General features: G+C 72.3%; 1 protein-coding gene (cut by a window edge). It reads right to left on the bottom strand.

Annotation, left to right across the window (positions count from 1 at the left end):
* On the bottom strand, positions 1-20,457 hold the 5' portion of the coding sequence (locus ABD785_RS27755; RefSeq protein ID WP_344833972.1) for a non-ribosomal peptide synthase/polyketide synthase. 17,970 nt of this gene lie to the left of the window's left edge; only the first 20,457 of its 38,427 coding nucleotides appear in the window; its start codon is at positions 20,455-20,457; its stop codon lies beyond the left edge, outside the window.

The raw sequence follows: 20,457 nt of genomic DNA, 5'->3' as shown, positions 1-20,457 counted from the left end.
GACCGTCAGCACACCGGCCGACGGCAGATCGTCCAGCAGATCACCCGAGCTCACCACCACGATCGCCCCACTGTCCGCGATCATGAACCCGACCCGTTCGGCGGGCAGCGTCACATCGATCGGCAGATAAGCGGCACCCGCCTTGAGCACGCCCAGCAGCGCCACCGCCAGATCCACACCACGCGGCAGCAGCACCGCCACCAGCGACTCCGCGCCCACACCCAGACGATGCAGGTATCCGGCGAGCCGGTTCGCCCGGGCGTCCAGCTCGCCGAAGGACAGCGTCAGCCCGTCCGCGAGCACGGCGGCCGCGTCCGGATCCGCCGCCACCCGGGCGTCGAACAGGTCCAGCGCGGTTTCCGCGGCGATCTCGGCCGCCGTGTCGTTCCAGCTCTCCAGGAGGAGCCGCCGCTCGTCCGCGTCCACGACCGGGATCGAGCCGACCGGGAGGGCCGGGGTCTCCGTGACCGTCGCGAGCACGCGGGCGAGCCAGGCCGAGAACCGCTGTGCCATCGGGGCCTCGAACAGATCCGCCGCGACGGTGATCGAGCCGCGCAGCCCGGCCGGACGGCCTTCGGCGTCGAAGACCTCGCCGACCATCACGTCCACGTCGCAGCGGACCACGGCTTCATGCGTCGAGGTGGCGCTGGGCTGGGCGACCGGGAGGTCGACGGCGACGCGGTCGGTGTTCTGCAGGGTCAGCACGACCTGGTAGATCGGATGCCGGGACAGCGACCGCGACGGCGCCAGCTCCTCGACCAGGCGCTCGAACGGCACGTCCTGATGGGCGAGGGCGCCGAGCGTCGTCTCACGGACCCGCGACAACACCTCACGGAAGTCCGGATCACCCGACAGATCGGTCCGGACCACCAGCGAGTTCACAAAGAACCCGACCAGATCGTTCAACGCCTCGTCCGAACGCCCCGCCACACCCGAACCGATCGGAACATCCGTGCCCGCGCCAAGCCTCGACAGCGTCACCGCCAGAGCAGCCTGCACCACCATGAACATCGTGACACCCTCGGCACGGGCCAGCTCGGCCAGCCGCTGATGCACCTCCGGCGACACCCACAGCGGAGCCAGGTGCCCGCGGTGGCTCGCCACCGCCGGGCGCGGCCGGTCCACCGGCAGCGCCAGTTCCTCCGGAGCTCCCGCCAGGGCCTCGCGCCAGTAGGCGACCTGCCGCGACAGGAGGCTGCCGGGGTCGGACTCCTCGCCGAGCAGCTCACGCTGCCAGATCGCGTAGTCCGCGTACTGGACGGGCAGCGGCTCCCACACCGGGGCCAGGCCGCGCCTGCGCGCCGAATACGCCGTCGAGACGTCCTGGGTGAGAGGCGCCATCGACCAGCCGTCGGTCGCGATGTGGTGCAGGAGGAGCACCAGCATCGGGTCCTCGTCGCCGGGCCGGAACAGCCAGGCCCGGATCGGCACCTCGACGGAGAAGTCGAAGGCGTACCGCGACACCTCGGCCGCCGCCTCGGACAGGCCCTCCGCGGGCACCTCGACCTGCTGGAGGGCCCAGTCCAGCCCGTCCAGGTCCAGAATGTGCTGGTAGGGCTCGCCGTCGACCGCCGGGAAGATCGTCCGCAGGGACTCGTGGCGGCCGATCACGTCGCGCAGCGCTGCGTTCAGCGCCGCCACGTCGACGTCGCGGGGCAGCCTCAGGGTGATCGGGCCGTTGTAGTTCGCGTTCGGGCCCTCGAGCTGGGCGAGGAACCACAGGCGGCGCTGGGCGAACGACAGCGGGATCCGCTCCGGACGCTCCACCGCGGCCAGGGCCACCCGGGCCCGCTCCGTGGTGCCGGCCAGCCGGGCCGCCAGACCGGCCACGGTCGGGGCTTCGAACAGGGTGCGGATCTCGACCTCGACACCGAGCGTGGCGCGGATCCGCGACACCAGCCGGGTGGCGAGCAGCGAGTGCCCGCCGAGCTCGAAGAAGCTGTCATCGACGCCGACGGAGTCCAGGCCGAGGACCTGGGCGAAGGCGTCGCAGAGCAGCTCTTCCTGGACGGTGATCGGGCCCCGGCGCGCACCGGCACCTCCCGTGCCCGGGTAGTCCGGGGCGGGCAGGGCCTTGCGGTCGATCTTCCCGCTGCTCGTCAGCGGCAGGGCGGGCAGGACGACGAACGCCGACGGGATCATGTACTCGGGCAGGCGGCGGGCGGCGTCCTCCCGCACCAGGTCGACCGGAAGGTCGTCGCCGACGAGGTAGGCGACCAGCCGCTCGTCACGGACGACCACGACCGCCTGAACGACGCCGGGATGCCCGGACAGGACCGACTCGACCTCACCGAGTTCGATCCGGAAGCCGCGCACCTTGACCTGATCGTCCGCGCGGCCGGCGAACACGAGCTGCCCGTCGGGGGTCCACTTCGCCACGTCGCCCGTGCGGTACATGCGGCCGCCCGCCGCGTAGGGGGACGCCACGAACCGCTCGCCCGTCAGGCCGGCCCGTCCGACGTAGCCGCGCGCCAGCAGGACACCGGAGACGTAGAGGTCTCCGGGCACTCCGACGGGTACCGGGCGCAGCGCCTCGTCCAGCACGAACACCCGGCTGTTGGCGATCGGGAAGCCGATCACTGGGGCGTCCCCCGCCGCCAGCGGCAGCGACATCGACGCGCACACCGTCGTCTCCGTCGGACCGTAGGCGTTGATCAGGCGCCTGCCCTCAGACCACGGCTCCACCAGACTGGGATCCAGGGCCTCACCAGCGGACACCAGAGTCCGCACCGAACCCAGCTCAGCCGGTTCCAGCACCGCCAGTACCGCGGGCGGCAGCGTCACATGGGAGACCTCGAAACCGGCGAGCACCCCGACCAGACCGTTGCCCGGCAACAGCCGATCGGCCTCCGCGACCACCAGGGCCGCACCCGAACACCACGTCACCAGAACCTCGGACACGGCGGCATCGAAGCTCGGAGAAGCGAACTGCAACACCCGATCCCCCACACCGACCGCGAACCGATCAGCCTGAGCCACCACGAGGTTCACCGCACTGCGATGAGAAACCGCCACACCCTTCGGCACACCCGTCGAACCCGACGTGTAGATCACATACGCCAGGCCATCGGGACGCACCGCCGGGGACAGCGCGTCCGAAGGGCCGGACACCTCCTCGACGTCCACCGTCAGCACACCCGCCAACGGAAGATCATCCAGCAGGTCACCCGTGCTCAGAACGACGATCGCCCGACTGTCCGCGATCATGAACCCGACCCGCTCGGCGGGCAGCGTCACATCGATCGGCAGATAGGCCGCTCCCGCCTTGAGCACGCCCAGCATCGCCACCGCGAGCTCCACCCCACGCGGCAGCACGACCGCGACGAGCGATTCCGCACCCACGCCCAGACGGCTCAGATGACCGGCGAGCCGGTTCGCCCGGGCGTCCAGCTCTGCGTAGGACAGCGACAGCCCGTCCGCGAGCACGGCGGCCGCGTCCGGATCCGCCGCCACCCGGGCGTCGAACAACTCCAGGACGTTCCCCGCCGGAACCTCGGTCTCCGTGGCGTTCCCGCCGGTGAGCAGCCGGTTCCGCTCCTCCTCGTCCAGCACGGCGACGGTGTCCAGGGCGGCGTCCGGGGTCAGCCGCAGCGCGGTGACGAGGTGCTCGGTCGCCGTCAGGAGCATCCGGCCGATGGCCTGCGGGTCGATCGGGTCGATCGCCTCGACGGTGAAGCTGAGCCTGTCGCCGCCGAGGTCGTTGACCGCGATCGCGACGGGATAGCTCGTATAGGCACGGGCGAAGACCTTGCGGATCCCGCCGGCGGCACCGCGCGGCTCGGCCTCGTTCGTCTCGGCGCGGCTGCTGTAGCGGTAGTTGAACAGGGCCGAGAACAGCGGCAGCTCACCGCTCATCCCCGACGCCGCCTGCGCGACCGCGAGGGGCGCGTGCTCGTGCTCCAACAGCGCCGCGAGCTGGGCCCGCATCCCCTCCACCGCGTCCCGGACGCTCACCCGCGTCCCCGCCCGCACCGGCAGCGTATTGATGAACGGACCCATCACCCGGTCGGCACCCGCACCCGCGTTCATCCGCCCGAACAACACCGTCCCGAACACGACGTCGTCACGGCCCGCGAGGACGCCCAGGACGCGTGCCCACACGACGTGCAGCACGGTCGCGGGGCTGACTCCCATCAGCCGCGACACCTCGCGCAGTTCGGCCACCAGGTCGACCGGGATCTGGAGGCCGGTCGCCTCCACGCTGAGGCCGTCGCCGAGGATGTCGGTCAGCCCGAACGGCGCCGTCGCCTCGCTCACGTCGCCCAGCAGCTCGGCGAAATAGCGCTCGTGCTCCTCGCGGGCCACGCCGCCGCGCGCCTGCGCGACGAAGTTCCGGAACGGCATCGCCCGGGTCAGTTCCGAGGCCCGGCCGGACAGCACCGCGCGCAGCTCGCCCAGGAGGACGTCCATGCCCAGGTGGTCCTGGATCATGTGGTGCATCCGCATGAGGGCCAGGCAGCGTCCGCCGCCGATCTCGGTGACGGTCAGGTCGAGCAGCGGAGCGCGGCCGAGGTCCATCGACGAGCCCACCGCGGCGATCAACCGGGACACGAGCTCGTCACCGTCCGCGGGCCGGTCGTCCAGCACCTGGACGGAGTCCACCCGGACCCGCGCCCGCCGCCACACGACCTGGACGGGCTCCGGAAGCCCCTCCCACACCACGGCGGAGCGCAGGATGTCGTGCCGGTCCACGACCTGCTGGAGCCCGGCCGCGAAGGCGTCGAACCGCTCCCGCGAGTCGAACTCCAGCACCTGCAACGTCGCGTACGCGTCATCGCCGCCGGCGGCCAGCAGGTGGTGGAACAGCAGGCCCTCCTGCAGCGGAGCCAGCGGATAGACGTCCGCCACGTTCGCGGCACCGCCGTCGACGGACGCCGCGATCCGGTCGATCTCCGGCTGGGACAGCGTCACCAGCGGCAGCATCTCCGGCGTGATGTGGAGGGCGTCCTCAGGGATCAGGTTGTCGGGCACCTCCACCGACACCGAGCCCGCCGCGGCGGCGAGGCCCGCGGGGGTCGGCGCCTCGAACAGCGCCCGCACCGACACCGAGACGCCGGCCGACCGCAGCCGTTCCACCAGCGAGACCGCGAGCAGCGAGTGCCCGCCCAGCTCGAAGAAGTTGCCGTCGACCCCGACCGACTCCACCCCGAGGACCTCGGCGAAGACCCGGCAGAGGACCTCCTCCCGCACCGTCGCCGGGCCCCGGCCCTCGCCCGTGGAGAACTCCGGTTCGGGCAGGGCGGCCCGGTCGAGCTTGCCGTTCGTGGTCAGCGGCAGCACCGCCAGCTCCACGAAGGCGGCGGGGACCATGTACTCCGGCAGTCGCCGCGCCGCGTGCTCGCGGACCTCGTCGAGGGGGATCCCCTCCCCCACCAGGTAGGCGACCAGCCTGTCGTCCCGGACGAGCACCGCTGCCTGCGTCACGTCCGGGTGCCCGGTCAGGACGGCTTCGATCTCGCCCGGCTCGATCCGGAACCCGCGGATCTTCACCTGCTGATCCGAACGCCCCGCGAACACCAGCTGCCCGTCCGACGTCCACTTCGCCAGGTCACCCGTACGGTACATCCGCTCACCCGAACCGAACGGACACGCCACGAACCGCTCACCCGTCAGGGCGGCCCGGCCCACATAGCCGCGCGCCACCTGGACACCCGCGACATACAGATCACCCGCCACTCCGGCCGGGACCGGCTGCAACGCCTCGTCCAGCACATACAGCCGGGTGTTGGCGATCGGACGCCCGAACGGCACCACACCGGGACGCTCAACGTCCACCGGCGCCGCAGCCACCATCACCGTCGCCTCAGTAGGCCCATAGGTGTTGATCAGTTCGCGACCCTCGGCCCAGGCCTGCGCGGTCGCCTCGTCGATCGCCTCGGCACCCACCAACAGCCGCGACACCTCCGGCAGCGCCCCGGGTTCGAGGACCCGCAACAGCGACGGCACGACACTCGCCGCCTGCACCGGAAGATCCGCCAGCAGAGCGGGTTCCTGCCGCTCCTGATCGCTCGCCACCACCACCGTCGCACCGCTGCTCAGCGCCACCGCGACATCCAGGACGGAGGCGTCGAAACTGAACGACGCGAACTGCAGCACACCCACCCCGGGCTCCACCGCGAACACCGCCGCCAGGTTCGCCAGCGAACCATGCGACACCCCGACACCCTTCGGCACACCCGTCGAACCCGACGTATAGATCACATACGCCAGCCGACCAGGCAACACCGCAACGGGCGCCGCAGGATCGGACGCCAACGCCTCATCAAGATCGGTCAGGACCAGACCGGCCCCGCTGTCGGCCACCAGGAAGTCGAAACGCTCGGCAGGAAGCTGCGGATCCAACGGCACATACGCCGCCCCCGCCCTCCACACACCCATGATCGCCGCGACCATCCCCGCGCCACGCGGCAGACGCAAACCCACCACCGACTCGGCACCGACACCCGCCGCACCCAGCCACCCGGCGATCCGATCCGCCTGATCGGCAAGCTCCGCATACGTCAGCGAAACCCCATCAGCGACCACCGCCACCGCGTCAGGCCGCTCCACCACATGACGCCCGAACGCCTCCACGACACCGCCACTGGAGAACTCCGCAGCCGTGTCGTTCCACCCGTGCAGAAGAAGATCACGCTCGGCCTCCTCCAGCACCGGCACCGCCAGCACCCGCAGCTCCGGAGCAGCCGTCACCTCGGTGAGCACCCGCTCCAGCCGCTCGGCGACGGCCCTGACCGTGGCGGGATCGAACAGCTCGACCCCGGCCACCAGCATGCCGCGCAGCCCCGCCGGACGCCCCTGCTCGTCGAACACCTCCCCGACCGTCACCTCCAGGTCGAAGCGCGCCGCGACCGTGCCGTCGCCGGTCGTCACCGCGGGATCGGCGGCACGCGACCTGGGCAGCTGCGCGACGGCGCGCTCGTTGTTCTGCACCGTGAGCATCACCTGGAACAGCGGATGCCGCGACAGCGACCGCGACGGAGCCAGCTCCTCCACCAGGCGCTCGAACGGCACGTCCTGGTGAACGAGGGCGCCCAGAGTCGCCCCCCGCACCCTGGACAGCACCTCACGGAAGTCCGGGTCCCCCGCGAGGTCGGTGCGGATGACCAGCGAGTTCACGAAGAACCCGACCAGATCGTTCAACGCCTCGTCCGAACGCCCCGCCACCGCCGAACCGATCGGAACGTCCGTCCCCGCACCGAGCCGCGACAACGTCACCGCCAACGCGGCCTGCAACACCATGAACGTCGTGACACCCTCGGCACGAGCCAGATCCACCAGCCGCCGATGCACCTCCACCGGCAGGTCCAGCGGGGCGCGGTGGCCGCGGTGGCTCAGCACCGCGGGTCGCTGTCGGTCGGCCGGCAGCACCAGTTCCTCCGGGGCACCCGCCAGCGTCTCCCGCCAGTACGCCACCTGACGTGACAGCAGGCTCTCCGGATCGGTCTCCTCGCCGAGGAGCTCGCGCTGCCAGATCGCGTAGTCGGCGTACTGGACCGGCAGCGGTTCCCACGCCGGAGCCTCACCGCGCGAGCGGGCCTCGTAAGCCGTCAGCAGGTCGCGGGCCAGCGGCGCCATCGACCAGCCGTCGGTCGCGATGTGGTGCAGCAGCAGCACCAGCGTCGACTCCTCGGAACCCGAGCGGAACAACCACGCCCGGACCGGAACCTCGACGGAGAAGTCGAACGCGTACCGCAGCACCTCGGCCACCGAGGAGCGCAGCTCGTCCGGGGACACCTCGGCCTGCTCGACGGCCCAGTCCAGCTCGTCCAGTCCGAGGACGTGCTGGTAGGGCTCGCCGTCGACCGCCGGGAAGATCGTCCTGAGCGATTCGTGGCGGCCCAGCACGTCGCGCAGGGCGGCGTTCAGCACGGTGACGTCCACATCGCCGGGCAGCCGCATCGGGATCGGGCTGTTGTAGGTCGTGCTCGGCCCTTCGAGCTGGGCCAGGAACCACAGGCGGCGCTGGGCGAACGACAACGGCACCCGTGCCGGGCGCACCACCGCGGACAGGGGTGCCCGCGCCCGTTCCGTGCCCTCGGCGATCCGCGCGGCGAGCTGCGCCACCGTCGGCGCCTCGAAGAGGGTCGGGAGGTCCACTTCGACGCCGAGCGCCGCCCGGATCCGGGACGCCAGCCGCACGGCCAGCAGGGAGTGCCCGCCCAGGTTGAAGAAGCTGTCGTCGACCCCGACCGAGTCCAGGCCGAGGACCAGGGCGAAGGCGTCGCAGAGCAGTTCCTCCTGCACCGTGACCGGCCCCCGGCCCGCGCCGGCGCGCCCGGGTTCCGGCAGCGCCCTGCGGTCGATCTTCCCGCTGCTCGTCAGCGGCAGCGCGGGCAGCACGACGAACGCCGACGGGACCATGTACTCCGGCAGGAGCCGCGCGGCGTGCTCACGCGCCGCGGCGACGGAGGGATCGTCGCCCACGAGGTAGGCGACCAGCCGCTCGTCACGGACGACCACGACCGCCCGCGCGACACCGGGACGCCCGGACAGGACGGCCTCGATCTCGCCGAGCTCGATCCGGAACCCGCGGAGCTTCACCTGGTCGTCGACGCGGCCGGCGAAGACGAGCCGGCCGTCGGCGGTCCACTTCACCAGGTCGCCGGTGCGGTACATCCGCTCGGCCGCGCCGAACGGGCAGGCCACGAAGCGCTCGCTCGTCAGCCCCGCCCGGCCGACATAGCCGCGGGCGAGGGGCACCCCGGCCACGTACAGGTCGCCCGGCACCCCGACGGGGACCGGCTGCAACCGCTCGTCCAGCACGTACACCCGGCCGTTGGCGATCGGCAGGCCGATCACCGGCGCGTCGCCCGCCGCCAGCGGCAGGGACATCGAGGTGCACACGGTCGTCTCGGTCGGACCGTAGGCGTTGATCAGGCGCCTGCCCGCGGACCAGGGCTCCACCAGGCCCGGATCCAGGGCCTCGCCCGCGGACACGAGGGTCCGCACGGAGCCCAGGTCCGCCGGGTCGAGGACCGCCAGCACGGCGGGCGGCAGCGTCACGTGCGAGACACCGAAGCCGGAGAGCACCTCGACGAGGCCTCCGCCGGGCTTCAGCCGGTCGGCGTCCGCCACGACCAGGGCGGCGCCGGAGCACCAGGTCACCAGGACCTCGGAGACGGCCGCGTCGAAGCTCGGCGACGCGAACTGCAGCACCCGGTCCCCCGCACCGACCGCGAACCGATCGGCCTGGGCGACCACGAGGTTCACCGCACTGCGATGGGTGACCGCGACGCCCTTCGGCACACCCGTCGACCCTGACGTGTAGATCACATAGGCCAGCCCGTCGGGACGCACCACCACGGGCGGTGCCTGCGACGGGCCGGAGACGTCCGCGACGTCCAGCGACGGCACGCCGGCCAGGGACAGCCCGTCGAGAAGGTCCGCCGTGCCGAGGACCACGGCCGCCGCACTGTCAGCGATCATGAACCCGACGCGCTCGGCGGGCAGGGTCACATCGATCGGCAGATACGCCGCCCCCGCCTTCAGCACGCCCAGCAGCGCCACCGCCAGATCGACGCCGCGCGGCAGAACCACCGCCACCAGCGACTCCGCACCCACACCCAGACGGCCCAGATGACCGGCGAGCCGATCGGCCCGCGCGTCCAGCTCGGCGAAGCTCAGGGAGACACCGTCGGCGAGCACGGCCGCGGCGCCCGGATCCGCCGCCACCCGCGCGGCGAACAGGTCCAGCACGGTCCCGGCCGGAATCTCGGCGGCCGTGGCGTTCCAGTCCTCCAGCACCAGGCGCCGCTCGGCGGCGTCCACCACCGGCACCGCGTGGACGGGCAGTTCCGGAGACTCCGTCACCGCCGCCAGCACCCCGGTCAGCCAGCCGGCGAACCGCTGCGCCATCGGCGCCTCGAACAGGTCGGCCGCCACCACCAGCATCCCGCGCAGACCCGCCGGACGGCCCTGGGCGTCGAAGGTCTCCCCGGCCATCACCTCCACGTCGCACCGGCCGGCGACCTCGAGCATCGAGGAGGCGTCATCGTCCCGCTCCCCGGGCAGTCCCACGACGACCCGGTCGACGTTCTGCAACGTCAGGACGACCTGGAACAGCGGGTGCCGCGCCAGCGACCGCTCCGGTGCCAGCACCTCCACGAGCCGTTCGAAGGGCACGTCCTGGTGGGCGAGGGCCCCCAGGGTCGTCTCCCGCACCCGCGCGAGCACCTGCCGGAAGTCCGGGTCCCCGGCGAGGTCGGTGCGGATGACCAGCGAGTTCACGAAGAACCCGACCAGATCGTTCAACGCCTCGTCCGAACGCCCCGCCACCGCCGAACCGATCGGAACGTCCGTCCCCGCACCGAGCCGCGACAACGTCACCGCCAACGCGGCCTGCAACACCATGAACGTCGTGACACCCTCGGCACGAGCCAGATCCACCAGCCGTTCGTGCACGTCGGCGGGCACCCGCAACGGCGCCACATGGCCCCGGTGGCTGGCCGCCGCCGGACGCGGACGGTCGGCGGGAAGGTTCAGCTCCTCGGGCGAGCCCGCCAGCGCCTCCTGCCAGTAGGCGACCTGCCGCGACAGCAGGCTCCGCGGGTCGGTCTCCTCGCCGAGCAGCTCGCGCTGCCAGATCGCGTAGTCGGCGTACTGGACCGGCAGCGGCTCCCACACCGGGGCCTCGCCGCGCCTGCGCGCCGCGTAGGCCGTCGAGACGTCCCTGGTCAAAGGCGCCATGGACCAGCCGTCGGTCGCGATGTGGTGCAGCAGCAGCACCAGCGTCGACTCACCGGCGTCCGAGCGGAACAGCCACGCCCGGACCGGAACCTCGGCGGAGAAGTCGAACGCGTGGCGGGAAGCGGCGGAGACGGCCGCCGGGAGTTCCTCCGCGGGCACCTCGGCCTGCTGGAGGGCCCAGTCCAGCTCGTCCGGCCTGAGAATGTGCTGGTAGGGCTCGCCGTCGACGGCAGGGAAGATCGTCCGCAGGGACTCGTGGCGGCCGATCACGTCCCGCAGGGCGGCGTTCAGCGCGGCCACGTCGACCTCACCGGACAGCCGCAGGGTGATCGGGCTGTTGTAGGTGGCGTTCGGGCCCTCCAGCTGGGCGAGGAACCACAGGCGGCGCTGGGCGAACGACAACGGGATCCGCTCCGGACGCTCCACCGCACTCAACGCCACCCGGGCCCGCTCCACATCGGCACCCTCCAGACGCACCGCCAACCGCGCCACCGTCGGAGCCTCGAACAACGTCCGCAACGGCAACTCCACACCGAAAACCGTCCGCACCCGCGAAATCAACCGCACCGCCAACAGCGAATGCCCACCCAACTCGAAGAAACCGTCATCCACGCCCACCGAATCCAGACCGAGGATCTGCGCGAACACCCCGCACAGCAACTCCTCCTGGACCGTCGCCGGTTCCCTGCTCTCGCCGCCGGAGTACTCCGGCGCCGGGAGGGCCCGCCGGTCGAGCTTCCCGTTGACGGTCAGCGGCAGCACCGGCACCACGACGATCGCCGAGGGAACCATGTACTCCGGCAGCAGCCGCGCCGCGTGAACGCGCAGGTCGGCGCCGGTGACCGTGCCGCCGGCGAGGACCACGTAGCCGACCAGGCGCTTGTCGCCCGGCGCGTCCTCCCGGACGATCACCGCGGCCTGCGCCACGTCCGGATGCCCGGCCAGGACCGTCTCGACCTCGCCCGGCTCGATCCGGAAGCCGCGCAGCTTCACCTGGGCGTCGGCCCGCCCCACGAACACCAGCTGACCGTCGTTGGACCATTTCGCCAGGTCACCCGAGCGGTACATCCGCTCCCCTGCCGAACCGTAGGGGTGGGCGACGAACCGTTCCCCGGTCAGTCCCGCACGTCCCAGATATCCGCGCGACACCTGCGCCCCGGCGACGTAGAGCTCACCGGTCACGCCCGGTGCGACGGGCCGTAGCCGCTCGTCGAGGACCAGCATCGACGTGCCCGGCAGGCCGCGCCCCACCACGCTCCCGGACTCCTCCCCCGTCACCTGCCAGTGCGTGGAGTGGACCGTCGTCTCGGTGATCCCGTACATGTTCACCAGGCGCGGGCCGCCCGTGACCGACCAGCCGGCCACGCGCGCGGGGTCCAGGGCCTCACCGGCGAACACGACCAGGCGCAGGTGTTCCGGAGGCAGCTCCCGCACCGCCGAGAGCTGGTAGAACGCCGACGGCGTCTGGCTGAGGACCGTCACCCCCTCCCGCTCGATCAGCCCGGCGAACTCCTCCGGGCTGCGCGACACCTCGTAGGGCACCACCACGAGACGGGCACCGTGCAGCAGCGCCCCCCACATCTCCCACACCGACACGTCGAACCCGAACGAGTGGAAGCAGCTCCACACGTCCGCAGAATCCAGCGACAGCAGATCACCGGCGGCCTCCAGCAGGCCGACCACGTTGCGGTGCGTGACCACCACGCCCTTCGGCGTCCCCGTCGAACCCGACGTGTAGATCACATAGGCGGCCGCGTCCGGCGACACCGGGACGTGATCCGGCAGGCCGTCCACCCCGGCCGCCGCCTCCGGACCGTCCACCACGATCATGGGCACCGGCCCCGGCACCAGCGACGCGCACGACCGCGACGTCACGACCGCGGCGACCCGGGCGTCCGACAGCACGACGCCCACCCGCTCCGCCGGCGACCGCGGGTCGACCGGCACGTACGCCGCACCCGCCTTCACCACCGCGAGCAGCGACACCACCACGTCGAGCCCGCGTTCCAGCACGACCCCCACCATCGAGCCCACGCCGACGCCGGACGCGCGCAGATGACCGGCGAGCCGATGCGCCCGGGCGTCCAGCTCGCCGTAGGTGAGCGTCGTCCCGTCCGCCGAGACGGCGATCGCGCCCGGATCGGCCGCCACCCGGCGGGCGAACAGCTCGGTGAGCGTGATCTCGGGAACGGAGGCCGCCGTGTTCCAGCCCGACAGCAGCAGCTCGCGCTCGGCGGCGTCCACCACCGGCACGGTGCCGACCGGCGCGTCCGGCGCCTCCGTCACCGCTTCCAGGACCCGCGCGAAACGCCGCGCGAACACCCCGGCCGAGCCCTCGTCGAACAGGTCGGCGCTGACCGCCACCGACCCGCGGAGCCCCTCGGGGCGGCCCTCGTCGCCGAACACCTCGGTGACGTTGACGTCCACGTCGAACCGGGCCGCGCCGGTGATCGTGCCCTCGGGCGCGGCCCGGCCCCCGGCGGGGTCCAGGGCGGACTGCTGGTTGTTCTGCACCGTCAGCATCACCTGGAACAGCGGATGCCGGGCCAGCGACCGGGACGGCGCAAGGTCCTCCACGAGGCGTTCGAACGGGACGTCCTGATGGGCCAGCGCCCCCAGTGTCGTCTCCCGCACCCGCGCCAGGACCTGCCGGAAGTCCGGGTCTCCGGACAGGTCCGTGCGGATGACCAGGGTGTTGACGAAGAAGCCGACGAGATCGTTCAGGGCCTCGTCGGAGCGGCCCGCGATCGCCGATCCGATCGGGACGTCGGTGCCCGCGCCGAGCCGCGACAGCGTGACCGCCAGGGCGGCCTGCATGACCATGAACGTCGTGACGCCCTCGGTCCTGGCCAGGTCCACGAGCCGCCGGTGCACCTCGCCGGGCACCTGGACGGCCACCCGGTGTCCCCGGTGGCTCGCCACCGCCGGGCGCGGCCGGTCCACGGGCAGGGTCAGTTCCTCCGGCGCGCCGGCCAGGGCGTCGCGCCAGTACCCGACCTGCCGCGACAGCAGGCTGCCGGGGTCGGACTCCTCGCCGAGGAGTTCACGCTGCCAGATCGCGTAGTCGGCGTACTGGACGGGCAGCGGCTCCCACGCCGGGGCCTCACCGCGCCTGCGCGCCTCATAGGCGGTCGAGACGTCCCTGGTCAGGGGCGCCATCGACCAGCCGTCGGTCGCGATGTGGTGCAGCAGCAGCACGAGCACGCATTCCTCGGCGCCCGACCGGAACAGCCAGGCCCGGACCGGCACCCGCACGGCGAAGTCGAAGCCGTGCCGGGAGGCCTCGGCCACCGCGGCCTGTGTCCCGCCTTCCGGGACCTCGACGACCTCGAGGTTCCAGTCCAGCTCCGACGGGTCGAGGACGTGCTGGTAGGGCTCGCCGTCCACCGAGGGGAAGATCGTCCGCAGGGACTCGTGGCGGCCGATCACGTCCCGCAGGGCGGCGCCCAGGGCGGGGACGTCCACGTCGGCGGGGAGGCGCAGGGTGATCGGGTTGTTGTAGGTCGGGTTCGGTCCTTCGAGCTGGGCGAGGAACCACAGGCGGCGCTGGGCGAACGACAACGGGATCCGCTCCGGACGCTCCACCGCACTCAACGCCACCCGGGCCCGCTCCACATCGGCACCCTCCAGACGCACCGCCAACCGCGCCACCGTCGGAGCCTCGAACAACGTCCGCAACGGCAACTCCACACCGAAAACCGTCCGCACCCGCGAAATCAACCGCACCGCCAACAGCGAATGCCCACCCAACTCGAAGAAACCGTCATCCACGCCCACCGAATCCAGACCGAGGATCTGCGCGAAAACGCTGCGCAGCAGTTCCTCCTGGACGGATGCGGGCCCCCGGCCGTCGGCGCTGGAGTACTGCGGGTCGGGCAGCGCGGCCCGGTCGAGCTTGCCGTTGGCCGTCAGCGGAAGGGCGGGCAGCACCACGAACGCGGCCGGGATCATGTACTCCGGCAGCCTCCGCGCCGCGTAGGCGCGCAGCTCGGACACGTCTCCCACGGCATAGGCGACCAGCCGGTCCTCCCGGACGATCACCGCGACCTGTTCCACCGACGGATGCCCCGACAGCACCGCCTCGATCTCGCCCGGCTCCACCCGGAACCCGCGGATCTTCACCTGCTGGTCCGACCGCCCGGCGAACACGAGCTGACCGTCAAGGGTCCATCGCGCCAGGTCACCGGTGCGGTACATCCGCTCCCCGGAGCCGAACGGATCCGCCACGAACCGCTCACCGGTCAGGGCGGCCCGGCCCACGTACCCACGCGCCACCTGCACGCCCGCGACATAGAGCTCGCCCACCACCCCGGCCGGGACCGGCTCCAGATTCTGGTCGAGCACGTAGAGCCGTGTGTTGGCGATCGGCCGCCCGAACGGCACCACGCCGGGACGGTCCACGTCCACCGCGCCCGAGGCCACCATCACGGTCGTCTCGGTCGGCCCATAGGTGTTGACCAGCTCACGGCCCTCACCCCAGGCGCGGGCCGTGGCCTCGTCGATCGCCTCGGCACCCACCAGCAGCCGCGACACCTCCGGCAGCGCCCCGGGTTCGAGGACCCGCAACAGCGAAGGAACAACGCTCGCCGCCTGCACCGGGAGCCCGGCCAGCAGACCAGGTTCCTGACGCTCCCTGTCCCCCGCGATCACCAGCGACGCACCGCTGCTCAGCGCCACCGCGACGTCCAGCACGGAGGCGTCGAAACTGAACGACGCGAACTGCAGCACACCCACCCCGGGCTCCACCGCGAACACCGCCGCCAGGTTCGCCAGCGAACCATGCGACACCGCGACGCCCTTCGGCACACCCGTCGACCCCGACGTGTAGATCACATACGCGAGCTGTGCCGGAAGCACCGGAGCCACCGGCCCCGGCTTCCCGGTCAGCGCCTCCTCGACGGTCGCCACCGCCACCGGCAGGAACCCGCTTCCCTCGGTCAGCACCAGATGGGCACCGCTGTCGGCGACCAGGAACTCCAGCCGCTCGGCGGGAAGCTGCGGATCCAGCGGCACATACGCCGCCCCCGCCCTCCACACACCCAGGATCGCCGCGACCATCCCCGCGCCACGCGGCAGGCACAACCCGACGACCGACTCCGCACCCACCCCAGCCGCACCCAGCCACCCGGCGATCCGATCCGCACGGTCGGCGAGCTCCGCATACGTCACCGACACCCCATCAGCGACCACCGCCACCGCGTCAGGCCGCTCCACCACATGACGCCCGAACGCCTCCACGACGCCGTCACCGGAGAACTCCGCGGCCGTGTCGTTCCAGCCGCGCAGAAGCAGGTCCCGGTCGGTCTCGTCCAGCACGGCGACCGTGTCCAGGGCTGTGTCGGGCGTCAGCCGCAGCGCCGTGACGAGGTGCCCGGTCGCGGTCAGCAGCATCCGGCCGATCGCCTGCGGGTCGATCGATCCGACCGTCTCGACCCCGAACCCCATCCGGTCGCCGCCGAGATCGTTGACCGCGATCGCCACCGGGTAGCTGGTGTTCGCCCGCTTGTACACGGTGCGGATGCCGCCCACGTCGTCGCGCGGCTCCTCGGGCTCGCCCGACCGGCCGCGGCTGTTGTAGCGGTAGTTGAACAGGGCGGAGAACAGCGGCATGTCGCCGCTCATCCCCGACGCCTGCTGCGCGACCGCGAGGGGCGCGTGCTCGTGCTCCAACAGCGCCGCGAGCTGGGCCCGCATCCCCTCCACCGCGTCCCGGACGCTCACCCGCGTCCCCGCCCGCACCGGCAGCGTATTGATGAACGGACCCATCACCCGGTCGGCACCCGCACCCGCGTTCATCCGCCCGAACAACACCGTCCCGAACACGACATCATCACGCCCCGCGAGGACGCCCAAGACGCGCGCCCACACCACATGCAGGACCGTCGCCGGGCTCACCCCCAGCAACCGCGACACCTCCCGCAGCTCCGTCACCAGGGCGTGCGGGATCGGCAGGACCGCGGACACCACGCTGAGGCCGTCGCCGCGGACGTCGGTCAGTCCGAACGGCGCCGTCGCCTCGCTCACGTCGCCCAGCAACTCCGCGAAATAGCGCTCGTGCTCCTCGCGGGCCACGCCGCCGCGCGCCTGCGCGACGAAGTTCCGGAACGGCATGGCGGGAGCGAGTTCGTCCACGCGGCCGTTCAGCACCTTGCGCAGCTCGTCCAGGAGGACGTCCATGCCGAGGTGGTCCTGGATCATGTGGTGCATCCGGAACAGCGCCAGGACGCGTCCGTCGCCGGCCTCGGTGACGTGCAGGTCGAGCAGCGGCGCGCGGCTCAGATCCATGATCGAGCCGACGGCGGCCGTCAGCGCGGCGGCCCGGTCGGCGCCGGGATCCCCGGCCGTCTCGACCGCCTCCACCGGCACCCGCGCCCACCGCCGGACGACCTGGACGGGCTCCGAGAGCCCCTCCCACACCACACCGGTCCGCAGGACGTCATGGCGGTCCACGACCTGCTGCAACCCGGCCGCGAAGGCCTCGAACCGTTCCCGCGAGTCGAACTCCAGCACCTGCAACGTCGCGTAGGCGTCATCGCCGTCGGCCGCCAGCAGATGGTGGAACAGCAGGCCCTCCTGCAACGGAGCCAGCGGATAGACGTCCGCCACGTTCCCGGCGCCGCCCTCCACGGAGGCCACGACCCGGTCGATCTCCGGCTGGGACAGGGCCACCAGCGGCAGCATCTCCGGCGTGATCCGCCCGGCACCGTCCGGGATCAGGTTCTCCGGAACCGGCACCGCCTCCGGAGCAGCCGCCCCCGCCAGACCCGCGGGCGTCGGAGCCTCGAACAGCGCCCGCACCGACACCGGCACACCCGCGACCCGCAGCCGCTCCACCAGCGACACCGCCAGCAGCGAATGCCCGCCCAGCTCGAAGAAATTGTCGTCGACGCCCACCGACTCCAGGCGGAGGACCTCGGCGAAGACCCGGCAGAGGATCTCCTCCTGCACCGTCGCCGGGCCACGGCCGACGGCACCGGCGAACTCAGGAGCGGGCAGCGCGGCCCGGTCGAGCTTGCCGTTGACCGTCAGCGGAAGGGCGGGCAGCACCACGAACGCCGACGGGACCATGTAGTCGGGCAGCCGCAGCGCCACGTGCTCGCGGAGCACCTCGCCGGGCAGCTCGTCGCCCACCACGTAGGCGACCAGCCGGTCCTCCCGGACGATCACCGCGGCCTGCGCCACACGCGGGTGGGCGGCCAGCACCGCCTCCACCTCGCCGGGCTCCACCCGGAAGCCGCGGATCTTCACCTGCTGGTCCGACCGCCCGGCGAACACGAGCTGACCGTCGGCCGTCCACCGCGCCATGTCTCCGGTGCGGTACATCCGCTCCCCGGCCCCGTACGGAGACGCGACGAACCGCTCGCCCGTCAGCCCGGCCCGGCCCACGTACCCGCGGGCGACCTGGACACCGGAGACGTACAGGTCACCCGCGACACCGGCCGGGACCGGCTGCAGGCCCTGGTCCAGCACGAACAGCCGGGTGTTGGCGATCGGCCGCCCGAACGGCACCGCACCGGGACGGTCCACGTCCACCGGCGCCGCGGCCACCATGACGGTCGTCTCGGTCGGCCCGTAGGTGTTGACCAGCTCACGGCCCCGCGCCCACTCCCGCGCCGTCGCCTCGTCGATGGCCTCCGCGCCCACCAGCAGCCGCGACACCTCGGGCAGCGCGGCCGGATCGAGAACCCGCAGCAGCGACGGAACGACGCTCGCCGCCTGCACCGGAAGATCGGCCAGCAGGCCGGGCTCCTGCCTCTCGCGCTCCCCCGCCACGACCAGGGAGGCGCCGGAGCTCAGCGCCACCGCGACGTCCAGCACCGAGGCGTCGAAACTGAACGACGCGAACTGCAGCACACCCACCCCGGGCTCCACCGCGAACACGGACGCCAGGTTCGCCAGCGAACCATGCGAGACCGCGACGCCCTTCGGCACACCCGTCGACCCCGACGTGTAGATCACATACGCGAGCTGAGCGGGTAAGACGGGGACCGGCAGGCCCGGCTCGGCCGCCAGCGCCTCATCGATGACGACCACGGGCACGGGCAGCGACACGGCCTCCTCGGCCAGGACCAGCCGGGCGTCGCTGTCGGAGATCAGGAAGTCGAGCCGTTCGGCCGGAAGCCGCGGATCCAGCGGCACGTACGCCGCCCCCGCCTTCCACACGCCGAGGATCGCCGCGACCATCTGGACGCCCCGCGGAAGGCACAGCCCGACCACGGTCTCCGGGCCCACTCCCGCCGCGCTCAGGAAACCGGCGATCCGGTCCGCCCGGCCCGCCAGCTCCGCGTACGACAGCCGCTCACCGTCGGCGGTCACCGCCACCGCGTCCGGCCGCTCCAGGACCTGACGTTCGAACAGCCCCACGACGCCTTCGGCCACGAAATCGGCCGCCGTGTCGTTCCAGCCGTGCAGCAGCAGATCACGCTCGCCGCCGTCCAGCACCGGCACCGCCCGCACCCGGATCTCCGGATCAGCGGTCACCGCCTCCAGCACCCGCACCAGCCGCTCGGCCAGCACCTCCACCGAGCCCAGATCGAACAGATCGGCCGCGGCCGTCACCGAGCCGCGCAGCCCGGCCGGGCGGCCCCGCTCGTCGAAGACCTCCCGGATCGACAGGTCGAGGTCGAACCGGGCCGGAACCGTGGCGGCCCGCTCCTCGGGGGCCTGCTCCCCACCGGGAGTCCGCCCCGCCTGCTCCAGCGTGCCGCGGTCCCGGTTCTGCACCGTGAGCATGACCTGGAACAGCGGATGCCGCGACAGCGACCGCGCCGGTGCCAGCTCCTCCACCAGGCGCTCGAACGGCACGTCCTGGTGCTTGAACGCGCCGAAGCTCGCCTCCCGCACCTGCCGCAGCACCTGGAGGAACGACGGATCACCCGACAGGTCCGCGCGGATGACCAGGGTGTTGACGAAGAAACCGACGAGGTCGTTGAGACCCTCGTCGGTGCGGCCCGCCACCGGGGCGCCGATCGGGATGTCGGTGCCCGAGCCGAGCCGTGACAGCAGCACCGCCAGCGCCGCCTGGAGCACCATGAACGGTGACGCGCCCTCCCGGCGGGCGAGGGCGGCGAGTGCGCGGTGCACCTCCGCGGAGGCCGACAGCGGCACCCGGTGGCCCCGGTATCCGGCGACCGGCGGACGGGGGCGGTCGGCGGGAAGGGCGAGTTCCTCGGGCACGCCGGACAGCTCCCGCCGCCAGTAGTCCACCTGGGTGGACAGCAGGCTCTCCGGGTCGTTCTCATCGCCGAGCAGCTCCCGCTGCCAGAGCGTGTAGTCCGCGTACTGCACCGGCAGCGGCGCCCAGTCCGGCGCCGCCCCGCCCGCGCGCGCGGCGTAGGCGGCCGCCAGGTCCCGGCCCAGCGGTGCCCACGACCAGCCGTCCGCGGCGATGTGGTGCACCAGCAGGAACAGGAAGTTCTCCTCCCCCGACTGGAAGAGGCAGGCGCGGATGGGGACCTCCGCGGCCAGGTCGAAGGTGTACCAGGCCGCCTCCGCGACGGCCTCGGGAACCCGCTCCACCCGCCGTACCTCGAGCTCCCAGTCGAGCCCGGCCATCGGGAGGACGTGCTGGTAGGGCTCTCCGCCGGAGACTCTGAAGACGGTCCGCAGCGACTCGTGCCGCTCCAGCACGTCCCGCAGGGCCGTGCCGAGGGCCGGAACGTCGACCACCCCGTTCAGCCGGACGGTCTGATGCAGGTTGTAGACGGAGCCCGAACCCTCCAGCCTGCTGAGGAACCACAGTCGGCGCTGCGCGAACGACAACGGAATCAT

The sequence above is a fragment of the Actinocorallia longicatena genome (genome assembly GCF_039534125.1).
GTDB classification, from domain to species: domain Bacteria; phylum Actinomycetota; class Actinomycetes; order Streptosporangiales; family Streptosporangiaceae; genus Actinocorallia; species Actinocorallia longicatena.
Note: the sequence above shows the minus strand (reverse complement) of the source record. Positions and strands in the feature narration are given on the sequence as shown.